This window comes from Spartinivicinus poritis (assembly GCF_028858535.1).
Lineage (GTDB): Bacteria > Pseudomonadota > Gammaproteobacteria > Pseudomonadales > Zooshikellaceae > Spartinivicinus > Spartinivicinus poritis.
This window is the reverse complement of record NZ_JAPMOU010000078.1, coordinates 1-13526: the sequence shown is the minus strand read 5'-3', so window position 1 is coordinate 13526 and position 13526 is coordinate 1. Positions and strand designations below refer to the sequence as shown.

Annotated in this window: 14 protein-coding genes; 4 read left to right on the top strand and 10 right to left on the bottom strand. The window is 37.6% G+C overall.

What is annotated here, in order from left to right:
• Positions 1-65 precede the first annotated feature (65 nt).
• Both ORQ98_RS27340 and ORQ98_RS27335 read right to left on the bottom strand, forming a co-directional pair.
• Entirely contained in the window at positions 66-656 is a 591-nt protein-coding gene (locus ORQ98_RS27340; protein WP_274692002.1) for a hypothetical protein, read from the bottom strand.
• 183 nt (positions 657-839) lie between these two features.
• Complete coding sequence (locus ORQ98_RS27335; RefSeq protein WP_274692001.1) at positions 840-1175, bottom strand: hypothetical protein; 336 nt, start codon at positions 1173-1175, stop codon at positions 840-842.
• A 1032-nt stretch (positions 1176-2207) separates the two neighbouring features.
• On the opposite strand from ORQ98_RS27335, the gene ORQ98_RS27330 reads away from it, so the two are divergent.
• The 3 genes from ORQ98_RS27330 to ORQ98_RS27320 all read left to right on the top strand — a co-directional run bounded on the left by ORQ98_RS27330 (position 2208) and on the right by ORQ98_RS27320 (position 4598).
• Complete coding sequence (locus ORQ98_RS27330) at positions 2208-3716, top strand: DUF637 domain-containing protein (protein WP_274692003.1); 1509 nt, start codon at positions 2208-2210, stop codon at positions 3714-3716.
• Positions 3709-4002, top strand: coding sequence for an antitoxin Xre/MbcA/ParS toxin-binding domain-containing protein (locus tag ORQ98_RS27325; protein WP_274692000.1), 294 nt, complete (start codon positions 3709-3711; stop codon positions 4000-4002). Before ORQ98_RS27330 ends, ORQ98_RS27325 begins: the two co-directional genes overlap by 8 nt.
• A gap of 83 nt (positions 4003-4085) precedes the next feature.
• Positions 4086-4598, top strand: coding sequence for a hypothetical protein (locus tag ORQ98_RS27320; RefSeq protein ID WP_274691999.1), 513 nt, complete (start codon positions 4086-4088; stop codon positions 4596-4598).
• A 199-nt stretch (positions 4599-4797) separates the two neighbouring features.
• On the opposite strand, the gene ORQ98_RS27315 is transcribed toward ORQ98_RS27320, so the two are convergent.
• The 5 genes from ORQ98_RS27315 to ORQ98_RS27295 form a co-directional block, all read right to left on the bottom strand.
• Complete coding sequence (locus ORQ98_RS27315; protein ID WP_274691998.1) at positions 4798-6111, bottom strand: cation:proton antiporter; 1314 nt, start codon at positions 6109-6111, stop codon at positions 4798-4800.
• A gap of 178 nt (positions 6112-6289) precedes the next feature.
• On the bottom strand, positions 6290-6733 hold the full coding sequence (locus ORQ98_RS27310) for a phosphate-starvation-inducible PsiE family protein (protein ID WP_274691997.1): 444 nt from the start codon (positions 6731-6733) through the stop codon (positions 6290-6292).
• A 38-nt stretch (positions 6734-6771) separates the two neighbouring features.
• Positions 6772-7731 carry a universal stress protein gene (locus tag ORQ98_RS27305; RefSeq protein WP_274691996.1) on the bottom strand — a complete coding sequence of 320 codons (960 nt, stop codon included), beginning with the start codon at positions 7729-7731 and terminating at the stop codon, positions 6772-6774.
• A gap of 34 nt (positions 7732-7765) precedes the next feature.
• Entirely contained in the window at positions 7766-8731 is a 966-nt protein-coding gene (locus ORQ98_RS27300; RefSeq protein ID WP_274691995.1) for a calcium/sodium antiporter, read from the bottom strand.
• A 107-nt stretch (positions 8732-8838) separates the two neighbouring features.
• The gene (locus ORQ98_RS27295; RefSeq protein WP_274691994.1) at positions 8839-9219 is read right to left on the bottom strand and encodes a DUF7352 domain-containing protein; all 381 of its coding nucleotides are present in this window, start codon (positions 9217-9219) and stop codon (positions 8839-8841) included.
• A 220-nt stretch (positions 9220-9439) separates the two neighbouring features.
• Between ORQ98_RS27295 and ORQ98_RS27290 the strand changes: the two genes are divergently transcribed.
• Entirely contained in the window at positions 9440-10201 is a 762-nt protein-coding gene (locus ORQ98_RS27290) for a substrate-binding periplasmic protein (protein ID WP_274691993.1), read from the top strand.
• Between the two features lie 236 nt (positions 10202-10437).
• On the opposite strand, the gene ORQ98_RS27285 is transcribed toward ORQ98_RS27290, so the two are convergent.
• From ORQ98_RS27285 to ORQ98_RS27275, 3 genes are all read right to left on the bottom strand, one after another.
• Complete coding sequence (locus tag ORQ98_RS27285) at positions 10438-10632, bottom strand: hypothetical protein (protein ID WP_274691992.1); 195 nt, start codon at positions 10630-10632, stop codon at positions 10438-10440.
• 327 nt (positions 10633-10959) lie between these two features.
• A complete protein-coding gene (locus tag ORQ98_RS27280) occupies positions 10960-12222 on the bottom strand; it encodes an SMI1/KNR4 family protein (RefSeq protein ID WP_274691991.1) in 1263 nt (420 codons plus the stop codon).
• Between the two features lie 670 nt (positions 12223-12892).
• Positions 12893-13273, bottom strand: a complete 381-nt coding sequence (locus tag ORQ98_RS27275; protein ID WP_274691990.1) for an N-acetylmuramoyl-L-alanine amidase family protein — start codon at positions 13271-13273, stop codon at positions 12893-12895.
• Positions 13274-13526: the final 253 nt, after the last annotated feature.

Below are 13526 nucleotides of genomic sequence, written 5' to 3'. Positions count from 1 at the left end.
AATCATGGGTAATGGATTAGCTGAGTTTGCAGATTAGGTACTCAGTTACACCTAAAAATGATTCGTTATGGGTATAAGTCATAAAAAACTACTTCATTGATAAATGTTTCTAATTCTTTGTTTTTGAGAAACTCTAATGGTAGCTTCAGTTCATTGAACCTAATTTCCTCAGAAATGAGTATTAGCATTGAAAGTATTACTGCATAGTTAAATAGTCCATGTTTTGATCGTATGAGTTCAAAAAATATCTGAGTATTTTCATTGTTCCAGTCTAGTTTTCCATCAGCAATTTCGTCTTCAAAGTCATCTCTATAGCGATATAAGAAATCAATACAGTCATTAAATAATGGTTCCTGTTTTATATATTTATGAACTTTTTTTACTCTCGGTTTTTCTAGCTTGCTTTGTTTGAATAAAAGGTTGTGTTTATCTAGAATACAAAAAGAACGGTTTAAATTGAAAATTAGTCCATTTGGTGCTAATGTATTTTCTTTTTCTTGGTTTTTTTGTCCAGAAAAGACTAGTGCAATTAACCCTATTGTGAGTGCTGATACAAATATTGTAAATATTAAAAAATTTGGTGAGACGGTCAAGGAAAGCATACTTAAAAAAATAAATACAATAATTGCGGTGTAAAATTTTGCTGTATTTTTCAAGGTAATGCTCCTTCTTGAAATGAAAAAGGCCGATATTATAGCATTTCAATATTTAATGTGAGCGTATTTTGCTTTGAGTTTGCTGATTTAAATAATTAAATTACATTGAGTTGTAATATAAAGGTATTTGCTTTGTTACATTGATCAGCTAATTCATAATCGAGCTTTGTATATATCCATATATTAGGTTTTTTCCTTTAACTGTCTTTCAATAGACTTTTTGAACTCAATAGTTAATTCATTAATATCTTCAATGTTAATGAAATCTTTCTGAGCACATAGCTTGATCAAGTCTTTTACAGCCCATTCAGGTAGTTCTGCTGAAGATATTGGGTCAAAAGTACCATCGGCATTCCACCAGGCTAACCGGACAGCATTTTCAGAATGACTATGCTTTACTCCTGCACTTGAGTTTCCTTTTTTAGGTTGATAGTCTGTTAATGCGAACTGAAACTCAGCTCTTCTTCCATCAGGGTTAGGATGTTTTTCAGTAATATTTTTTGAGTAACTGACTTTCATTTATTCCTCCAAATAGTTTTAGCTGAGTTTAATACATACCAGAAGCGAGCTGGCTTAAACCCTTCAGGCCTGATTCCATTATCATAGTTAAGAAAAAGTCTTTTCTACTTTTGCTTCCATTTTACTAACCCATAATTTACATGTAAGAAACTCCTTTGTGGAGTCACTGCTTACTTTATAATTTTAGCTTTATTTATGTTAGTGTCTGTTAATTAATGTTGGTAATCTATGTGATAGTTTTTTAACAAGCACAAGTCTTTTTGAATAATTGATTGTTAAGTGCTTATTCAGTTACCTGTTACAGTCGTTTATTAATGAGTAGTTACAATCATTTCCTATCAAGTAATTAGAAGATTGGAAAAAAGCACTCATCCTCCCCTCAACTGCGGGTTTTACGTCATAAAATTTTGTGCAAATATAATCATGGCAATAATTAATCGCTAAGCCTTGTTGTGTAAGGGCTTTAAGGATTAATTGTTATTTCACAAAGTGAAAAATTATCTCATTTTAAGCAAAAGAATACATTTTCAGTGCAAATTATTTATTTTAAGAAAACAAAAGTATTGTCGTATCCAATATAAGTGGCATTTCTCAGTTTTTAGACTGTCGTATCTAACCTTAATTTCTTTTCTTACTTTCTCAAGTAATGGGCTTGCCATGATCACCTCCGCACACATTACATAGCTGTTAAGGTGAAATGATGCTGTATATAAACTCAGTATTAGTAGATAGACGTAAAGTGACGCAATATATTACGTCACTTTGACGTATAAGTATTGTTTAAATGACGATCAATTGCATATAAATCAGTTAGTTGAGTGCTTCATACCATCATTATTCTAGTAATAAGTTTGTGGCTTGGTTAAAATGTGTCCGGTTTAGTTTGACCAGAACAATCTGTCATTAGGAACTTATGCGCATAGTTGCTCAAACTTAGCTAGTGTTTTATAACTCTCTCGATAAGTAAACCTCTAATGAGGGATAAGAAATATTTGGGGTCAATGCCATATCACCTGATAGTGGAAACCCTCGATAAAACGTTGCTCAAATTCTAAAGATGGTTTAAAAAATATTGCTAGTGCAGGTTTAACCGCTGGGTTAACGGCGGGTGTTGTGAACCCAGCCTTAGGCATTGATGGCAGTACATCATTTAATTTAAAAAACTTAGCTGATATCCAGAAGTTTGCCCTACAGCAGGTGGCTAATGCCACGACAGGTGCACTAGTTAACAGTGCTGTTCATGGTGACAGTATTGGTGACAACATTAGCCAAGGCCTGGTGAGTGCGGCAGGTAATGTTGCTTCAGGAATTGCCTTTAATGCGATTGGTGAGTTATCTGTTGAATACCCTAACCTGTTTGCAGAAGGCAGTCCGCAGAAAGTCGTATTACATGCGATTACAGGAGGCTTAATTAGTGAGGCCACTGGTGGCGATTTTAGGTCAGGTGCAATTGCGGCAGGTGCTAATGAATTACTGATCGATAAGCTCACACAGAGCAAGTGGTTTAAAGAAGGTGATCATGACTTAAAAGTAGAAATCCTTTCACAGATTATCGGTGTGACTGCAACGGCATTAGCGGGTGGTGATCCTGAGCAGGGAGCGAAGATTGCGCAGCAGGCGACACGATATAACTATCTAAGCCATGCTCAACTTGTCAAAGCTGCGAAAGAGTTTCGTCAATGTAAGACAGATGAATGTAATAAGGATGTACTTGCTAAGTATTTGCAAAAAAGCTTTGAGCAAGATATAGAAGCAATTTTTGACTGTAAACAAAATCTACAATCGTGTAGAGATGTTTCAAGGCTTGTAGCCAATGCTGTTGGCAAGTCTGATTTTGTTGAGTGGCAAGATCTAACACTAGGGGATGGATCATACAAAGATTTTGAACAGTTAAAGTTTCTTAGTAATACAGGTTTTCAAGACAAACTTAACTTAGCAACCGCTGAGCATACCGGTGCAGCTGTATACGACATGATGGTTGCCAATGGTTATTCAGGAGATCAAGCTGAGGCTGTTAAAGATGCATTTAAGTTATTAGTAACAGCTGGTGTTGGGTATAAGCTGTTTAAGAGCATTAAGGGGCCTAAAACAAAGGAATTTAATCTATCAAAAACTAGTTCTCCAAAAGGTAAAGAGTTTAATGGAACTGTATATCGGTATGAGTATCCTAATCGAGTCAGTACGACTTGGACACAGCATAAAGGGAATATAGACTCTGAGCATCGGTATACAGATGCTGGAAGTGGTGGGGTATATGCAGGTACAACTCAAAATACTGCTAAGAAAGAAATAGAACACTATAATGCTTTACAGGGACGAGTTGCAGTGAAAAAAGAGGTGAGTCTAAAGAATGTATTGGATCTAACTGATCCCAAGGTTAGAAAAAAACTTAACATTACCCTTAGTGATATTAGTGGCGATAGCTACCAAAAAACCCATCAAATTGGTAAGTGGGCGAAAGAAAAAGGCTATGATGGAATTTTAGCTCCATCTGCACGAGATCCTAAGGGCTCGAATATTGTAATTTTAAAAAATGATTGAACTATCAAAACGATTAAAGATACTGTTATCTGAATATCCAGGAGATATTAAGTGGGAAAGATATGCATCAAACTTACCTGAAATTGATACCCTCAGAGAAAGTAAGTTAAAAATCGACAATGATTTATTTAAGGCTATATATTGGTCAATGGGAGAAGATTTAGAACGAGTAACTAGTTGGCTAGAACAAGGGGTTCCAGCTCTGGATGGTAACAGCCCTTTAGAAGTCATGAAATTAAAAGAGGGACAAAAAATAATAAGAACAATTATTATGAGAATTCCATAAAATGAGCTACGAGGAAAAATAAAAGCGGGAGATATAGTAACAGCTGTAAATCCTTCTCCTCAGCAGTTGAAAAACTTTGGCTTATGAAAACCATAGAAAGTTTGGGTATTTACTGGATGTTTGAAGAGTACTCTGGTGGTGAAAAATACCAAGATGAGGTTGATGGGCTTATTTTTTACGGTTATTGGTTGAGAGGATCAGAGAGAGAAAATTTTGTTTATGATGATGTTTTTCAACTAATTTGGGGAGAAGGCAGAGTTGAGACAAAGTCAAGGAAATGGGGTAATGCTGGTATATGTAATTTCTCAATCGAAATATATATAAAATGTTGGCCTATTGAACTTGAATGGAAAAAAAAGATAGAAAGTTCATTAAGATGGTTTATTGATAATGGGGCAGTCATCTCATGGTGCGGGGCAGAGTATTGTAGTCCTTCTCTAGAAGTCTTTGACCCTGATAACAATGCAGGGTCAATCTATGCTGCATTTACATCGGAAACAGGTTTAATTTGTAACTCTGAATTACATGAAGAATATCAAGAGCTAAATTCAGATCAACTTAATAAACTAAAAACAATCATAAATAAAAAATTTTAATTTAATACTTCTAATGACAATGCTTTAGAGGGGTGTTAGCATTTGATAGAGTTTTGACCAACTAACCTAACTTTAAGGGTTGAAACTCCTAGCTAGAAGGTAAGCGCCAATTCTTTACTTAGCATTACCCATAAATATCTTGATAATCTTCAACCATTTCCCCCAGAGCTTAATCCAGTAGAACAGAGATGGGAAAAACTTAGGTGCGGTTTGGAGCATAGGCAGGTAGCGGAAGAGTAATACGCTTTACGATGTAAATAAAAACACCTGTCAATAATAAGTTAAGTGCCAGGCTAAGCATTGCCACTGTCACTATGGCTCCTCCTATTCCATAGCTTAGGGAAATGACTAAAATGCCTGCACCGACCTCACCCCGTGGCCACATTCCAATAGCCACAGCCAACCTTTCCCGCCAATGAGCCTCCTTCCGATAGCAAACCGCGGGAAACATCTTGCCTAAGTTCGAGATAATTGTAATTGCCAAAACGTGAAATATGATTTCAGGCCAGTCCATCGGCGGTTGCGATGCTGTGATACGGCCAACATCTTTTGCTCCACCAATCTCAGAAGCCGCAGCCTCTGCTGCGGTGCTTCCTGCTGCGTGGAGTGTAGGTTCAATAGGTGCCATCATTGCTCCGCTCTGGGCAAGATCGGTTCCAGGGATCTTTGGCATAGACAGGCCCACAAGGACCATAAAAAAACCAGCAACTAATGTAGATACTTGTCTTTCTGTACGAGTCTCTATCTCGGGATGGTGATCGCTTCCGCTAGCCCCATTGTAGCATGGATAAGCTATGATCGAACCCAGTACGAAGGATGGCAACAATACCTCGATGTGGATGGGTATTGACTCATCAATCAGTTTAGAGCTTGTGTAGATAAGTTCACTAACGCCAGCGATCACCACTGCATAGCCAAGTACCCACTGCCACTTGATAGGAATACGCACCTTATGAAGAAATACATAAGCTGCGGCCAGCATCACTGTTATGATCACTACGATTAGTCCCAACTGCCAAGCAAAACCCAGCATAAACATCTTGAGAGGGATCATTAGCAATACTGTATCCAAATCGTCGAAAATAGCGAGAATTCGGGCTTTACGGAACAGCCAAGTAGCACCTAAACCGGCTGCCACCAACATCGAGAACAGCACTCCTGCAGACGTAGGAGCAGCAAATCGCCCCGCTAACAGCGTCTCCTGCCATGCGGCCAATGTTGTCCAGGTATCGGCAGGCAACATAACAAAAACAAAGTAAAATGTGACAAATATCCAGGGGAAGCTGGCTGCAGTGAACGCAACAACATAGTCCCAACCGTACTGTTTGAGGTTTGACTTATCAATGTCAAATTCATAGCCAACACGAATCATAATGAAGGAAAGCCCCACCATCGTCAGCACTCGAATGACATCGCCAACGGTAGCGTAGGTAGGTCCGATTACTCCAGGCAGCCACTGAGATCCAAGTAACCCCAAGAGTAATAAGATAGAAAAGAGTAAAACTTTTAACATGTAGAGTTCGTGTCTCTGTTAGGTAGCAACATTCACTGCCTTACATTTTAAAGTCAGCTTCTAAATTATCGGTTGTACTCATAGATTTCAGATTAGGAACTTTTGGTACTATTTAACAGGAGGAATGACTAAACGATATTTACTATTAGGCGATCAATAGAGCAGGTGCTAACGCAACCTATTCTTCAGAATGGCTTTTTCTTGGTAATTTATGGATTAACCAGTATCCGATACTCATTGCCAAGACGACAGCGCCTAACGCCATAATATAATATGGGTCAGGTGCTTCATGGTCTAAAATGATGACTTTTCGTGCAATGGCCATTAAGGCGGTAGCCATGACGATTTTGACATGAATAACATTTTCTCGTAAGTAAACGGTAATATTAATGAATATTTCAATGGCAATGAGTACAGCTAAAAATGCACTAAAAGCAGCCAGCATATCTGAGATCGTCAGTATGTATAATGGCGGGGACATTAGTTTTTGGTATAACGTCCACCCCACATCAACCACACCCATAACGATAACAAACACCATTAAAATAGCTAGTAACCGCACTGACCAATGAATAATGGTATAGAGCGGCTCAATTAACTTTTCATTGGTTTCGTTTTTCACTGTTATCTCTATGTTACATAGTAGAAAATATACATCATTTAATGTTTGTTTCTGATGACTGGGGATTTAAAAGTACTCGGCTTGAGTGTTATCACCGGACAAGTGACCGAGTCAAGTATACTCTCAGCCCGATTACCAATGATAAAGCCTGCAATACCAGTTCGGCAAAGGGTTCCCATCAATAATAAATCAATTGCATTGTCATCAATGTATTGTGGTAGTTGATCTTCAGGCTCACCCTCTATCAATGCCGACTGCAAAGATAAATCTTCAAGATCAATATGTCTAATCAGGTTTTTCAGGGTAATTTCCCGCTCTTTATGCTCAACATCAGCATAACAACAAATTTCCGTTTCCTTAAGTCGCCCCCAGCTGCGAAAATAGGCTTCACCTGGTAGTTGCCAGGCGTGAAAAATATGCAACCTGGCATTGAGTGAACGAGAAAGATAGGCAGCATTCTGTAGTATAATAGTATTTAACTCAATACCCTCTGGTGTTGGTGCAGCCAAATCAACTGCTGCAACAATTTCTTTAATTTGAGCCTGCTTACTCCGGGAGGTGGTCCACACGGGAACAGGCGATTTACGCATGAGGTGCCTAGTTGTACTGCCTGATTGGGCTACATGATGCTTATGTCCTCGGTTTGCATCGATAGCAATTAAGTCATAGCCATGAGTGAAGGAAAAGTTAATTATTTCTATAAATGCTGTGCCAGACGCAACCTCAGTCGTAAATTCAATATTAGGGTAGAGTCGTTGTAACTGAGTAGCATATGCTGATAATTGCTGCTCTTGCTTATTAAAAATCCCATTCATCAAATCTTGAGCAAGATCTTGCTGAACATATTTTGCCAGTCGAGCAGCCGTCAGATCCTCTACAATTGAAAAGAATGTGACAGTAGCTTTATTAGCATCAGCCAGCTGGAATATTTGATCAAATTGATCACTAAGGGTTTGGTTGGGAGCCAGCGGTATGAGTATTTTATTGATTTTCATCATCAAGCCCTCTTTTTGCTTTCATTCATGATATTTCCTAAGCGAGTTGATTCGCTTGATAAATCCATATTAAATAACTGCTATAACCAATGACCAAAAAGCATCCTGCAAAGCGGCTAAGGCTCGTTTGTCGTTTAACAAACCCAACGATAAGAAATAAAATAATGGTACTGATTAATAATATTGAGTAGTCTCGAACTAATACGGTAGATTCTATCCATGTAGTTGCAATTAAACCTGGTATAGGCAATACAGCTAATAAATTGAATAAGTTTGAACCAATGATATTACCAATGGCCATCCCATGGTGCCCTTTTACCGCACTGGTTATAGAGGCTGCTAACTCTGGCAAACTGGTGCCAATGGCAACAATGGTTAAACCAATCACTAATTCACTTACTCCTAAGCTACTAGCAATATTAGTTGCACCCCATACAAGAATTTTAGCGCTGCTTAATAAAACAATCAGAGCAAATACAAACCAACCTGTTATTTTCCACATAGGTGAGTGGTTAATGTCTTCACTCGCAATATCTGACTCCTCAGATAATGAAGAGTCACTATTTTTATAAAACAGCAAATAAAGTGTAAGAATTAAAAAAAACAGCAGTATAAAACTATCAATAAGCGTGAGCTTTAGATCATACAACAAATAGCCGATAACCAAGGTGACAATAAATAGCATTGGCAGTTCACGTTTGACCAATGAGCGATCAATAGCAATAGGTGCTACCAGCGCAGTAATACCCAGGACCAGCCCAATGTTGGCAATATTTGATCCTAGTGCATTTCCTATAGCAAGTGATCCTGAGCCTGTGAGCCCTGCAACAGCTGATACCACGATTTCTGGGGCAGAGGTGCCAATAGACACAATAGTTAGGCCGATAACTAAAGGAGACACATTAAAACGGTGGGCTATAGAGGCAGAGCTAATGACGAAGCGATCAGCACTCCATACCAAAAGGCCTATTCCGACAATAACGGCAAGAGAATATAAAATCATTTTTGTTCAGCTACCCATTTAGATTAACGATCTGATAAATGAAAACTTCTATCAGATCGCTATTTTCTATTAAATACGCTTAATTTATAGCTTTTCAGCTATCGCACTTATTGTATGGCGACCTGCTGCAAAAGCTCTGTTACATTTTTATGTGGCATTCTTTGAGGGAAGTGGACTTCCCTAGATTGATCTTGCGGCTTGGACTTAGACTCAGCGTCTGAAGGTATTTGATACACATGATACGCTTCAGCTTCAATGGGATCTAACGCAGTATCTAAGTATTTATAGTTTTCAGGGATAGGCGCATTGGTTTTGACAACTTTAAACTGGCAACTAGACTCTGGGGTCGTAATAGCTAATGACTCTTCAATCCATAAATAAACGGCTTTTTCAACTAACAGATATTCTGATCGGACAATGCGATAACCTTGCTTCAGTGTTAAGGTGTTCATACCATCTTCTAAAAGGTATTTATGTATTGTTTTCATTACTCGATCCTCCTATTGATTACGCTTAAGTTGAGTTTGGTCCAGTATTAAGATCGAGAAAAGCAGATTAAACCGTTTTTGCTATTCGGTTTTTTCGATGTATTGTTGGCAAGGTACTCTGAAATGCTGACTATAGCACCTCTGGTTTGGCGAATTTAGTAAATTATTCTATTGAATAACAAGAGGCAAACTGTATAGCGTCAGGTAGTGTGAGGATGTAATGAGAATCTTACTAATCATTATTGAGGTAATGCTGACCACATCTCTTATAAGTAAACTGTATGCTGAGCAAACGTTAAGGATTGCAACGGGAGAGTTTCCACCATATAACTCCAAATCTTTAAAACATGGAGGTCTTATGCCGCATATCATTAAAGAAGCATTTGCTATAGCAGGTTATAAAGCACAGTTTGAATTCTACCCTTGGAAACGCGCCTATCAAATGTCTGCAGATGGTATTGTTGATGCAACTGCTCAATGGTTAGACTCAAAAGAGCGTAGAAAGCATCATTTCTATAGTGACCCTATTGTTGAAGAGCGAACAACTTGGATTTATTTGAAAGAAACAACTTTCGACTGGGACAGTTATGATGATTTAAAAAAATATCGAATAGCGGCTATTACTGGTTATACATATACACCTGAATTTTATGATGCAGTTAAGAATAAAAATATTAAAGTACAGTTTGTTTTGAGACTCGATCAGAGCTTAAGGTTAGTATTAGAGAAACGAGTCGATTTAACTTTAGAAGATATGGATGTCGCTTACTTTAAGTTGAGAAAACTGTTTCCTGAAAATGTAGTGGCTCAATTCACAACACATTCCAAGCCAGTTCAAATTAGTTACAATCATCTGTTGATTTCAAAAGCTAAGCCTGATGCAGAAAAAGTACTAAAATTATTCAATTATGGTTTGCACAAATTGAAAGAAAAAGGCGTTATCAATAAATATATTGATAACTCACGTAAAGGACTCTACTAATATGTTGAGTTAATTCGAGGCTCCAATTTTCATCAGTATAATCGTTAATCTAGATTCTCTGGCTAACCTTATATTAGCAACATTACCCATAAAATGGATAAATATTATAACACTATTTTTATTCGTTATTTGAATTTTACGTGGGTGTTTTAGCCTAATCGGGATGAAATCACTTAGTTTAAATATATTGTCTTTTTACAAAGTAACTGTATATGTATTTATGATCTTCACCCCATTTAATGGACACCTGGCTTATGCGCATAACCCACAACGTACCCTTTGTCACTCATAACGAATGGCATTGAATAGTTGGCACCCTCTATTCGGATAAAAAAAACAGGCGTCTTGATTTGATAGAGCCTACCGCCACAAAGTGCAGGGCATGGGTCACCGGCTTTATAATCAGGGTTACTGAGTACAATAGTATCCATCTTTTGCTGGAGCCATAAACAACAGCCTATGACTAAGGCTTTGTAGGTTTCTGACAGGTTTGACTGCTTGATGTAATTGCTCAAAGTCGTCAATGGTTAATCTCTCAATCCTGGGTGATTTCACTGCAATGTCAACTGTTTTCAGTTGGATAAAAGCAGCTTATTAGAGAGGGTAAGTCTTGATAGACGATATTAGCCGTATAGTGTGTAAGTTATTTACTGTAACTCATGATAGCCGGGGGTGCACGAATGAAGATATTTGCCTACAAATTTAGCTCTGTAAGTGTGGAGCTTATTTTTTGTTGAACTTCAACCCGATGTAGTTATTTAACGAGAGAGATATTTGGTCACTTCGTTACTGTAGGGTGACATAGTTGAGTACTTTTTCAATGCATCAAAGAATTTTCGATGAATTTTATCGGTATTGAGCTGAGTTTTTTGCAATGTTCCACAATAAGCGCGGAAGGACAGATACTGGATAATGGCTGAGGAAACTTGGTATTCAAAGATTTGATGGTCTGGGGCATCATCTCGCAATGGACTGAAAAATGTGCAGCAGGCATCCATCATGCCATCAATCGAATGCTCGATATCATCTGTGATCAACTCTTTTGGGACCTTTTGAAGTTGCGAGCATATAAAATCCAGCATACTAAGAGGTTGGCCGATTATCGCAGCCTCTTCCTCTGATTGAACGAGAGGGATCGGTTGTGTGACTATACTGGCTTGGATTTTATGGAAGATAATTCTCTGGCTCAATGCGGTAAATGTTTGCCAATCGAGGTCGAAGTTTTGAATTGTTAATTGTTCTTGTAAAGACGCAAACTGCTCAGCTTCTTGCATTGTTAAGCCAAACTCATCTTCAATTGCTTTAGCTTCTTCTTCTGACGTGAGTGGTTCTGTTTCTTCACATTCATACTGCTCTGTATCATCAATGAATTCAAAAGGAATTTCAGCTGCTTCAGCTAGCTCATCAAGTTCATCTTCATCGATATCTGTGTCGTCATCTTCATAAAAACTTTCATAGGCGGTGTAATACTTTGTGAGAGCATCTATATCTAGATTTTCAAAATAATCTAACATCACGGAAAAGAACTCCGTGATAGAAGGTGCAAGGACATTTCTTACATCACAAAGATGATCTTGCTGGAAAACTTGACCATATGTACCTTTAGATGCAGGGTTGAGGTCAATATATAAATATTGGCGGACCAGATCGTCATAAGCAAATTTAAGCCACTTTGCATCAAAGAAGGTCGGCTGAATGTATTCACCAGCACCGCACTCATGGTTATCATTAGCAAGGGAGATCATATCAGCAATGGCAGAAGAAAAATCATCAAAAGAAAAGTAAAACTGAGCTGTACCGAGTGTTTCATTACTATCATTAGGCAAAGCACTGAAGCATGGCATTGGTAAAGATGCTTTGAGATAATCAACGACTTCTTGTGGAAATTGCGCGTTAATTTGCGTTGATAGCTTTTCGATGTCCTCATCTGTTAAGGAATGCTTGATGACTGTTTCAGCATCAGGAAACTTTTTGACAATAACATGAGTGAGATTCAACAGGATTTTTTCTATTTGGCTCATTATGGCTCTCCAACACAAATAGCACTATTTTAGTATATAGGAGAAATGTTCCCTCAGCTTTCTTTCCAAAGCAATTCGAGAGTTGAGTGTAGTGGTCTAATAGAAACCGATCGCACTAGCTAATATTGGGAAATTGTGAAAAAATTCAAAATGCATGCCTTTCGAGCACAACGTTCAAACTAACAGCAGAATAAACATGTCCCTTTCCTTCAGTAATGTGTGTATATTTTGAAAAATATCGCGACTTGACCTAGGTAACTTTACCTTTCTATATTCTACACCTTTTTCTAAGACCTAAGCCTATTAAGAATAAAACATATAAATAACAGCACCTCTTTAACAATAAATAATGCCACTAAAGCTAAACCATATCACCCAATACAAGAAGCAATTGGTGTAATAGTTAATATAATAAACAGGTAAACTATTCTGATCATAAGTAATTTGCTTTACTAAATATTACTTTGATTAATGAATGATGTTATACCTGTTGCTATTTTAGATGCGATTGTCTTTAACGGAATTTTGCTATTACCTATACTCAATTCAATTAATATAGCAGGGTGGCTGTCTGTGTTGATAACTCTGAAATTCAAGTCATTTATTTTATAATCAATAGCTATACTCTCACCCATTGTTTTTGCAAGTGTATGGCTTTTAATATTCGACTTTATGAGTAGGCTATGTTATAACAAGTTGATTGTAGTGATTCGCATTGGCTTGTAGAGGTATGCAATGATACGAGTAATGTTGGGTGATGGCTTTCAATAAACTTAATACGTTTAGATAAGCTGATTAACTCATTTTTGTCTCGTGTTAAGACTGTTGAAACTACTGATGAATGGTCAAGAATTTTTTTTACCTCTTGTGCTAAGTCCAATGCTATACGGCTTTCAATTAAACCGTTTGCATTCACATAGCCGGTATCGCTCCCACCATGCCCTGGATCTAATACAACAATAGGCGCTTCATTTGAGAAAACTTGAAACGAAAGTAACAATAGTGATAGTAACTTGAAGCTATTGAAAAGTAGTTTAGAGAGTTTTATCATAATGCAGTACTCTTGAGGATGTATGTATTCGTATGTTACAAATGCGTAACATTAGAGTACAATAGTTATAAATACGTACTTTAAGTCCACCAAAGTAGGTCCAATAATCTTGCTCACCTTCAAAGCTGAACACTTTTTGAATGGATTGACTAGGGAAATTACTTGCGTCTATACAGCAGCCCTTTCAAGGTGAGAATACAACCAATCTGGACATAACTTAATCAGATCGTGACTTTAGATTGTAACTCCTCCA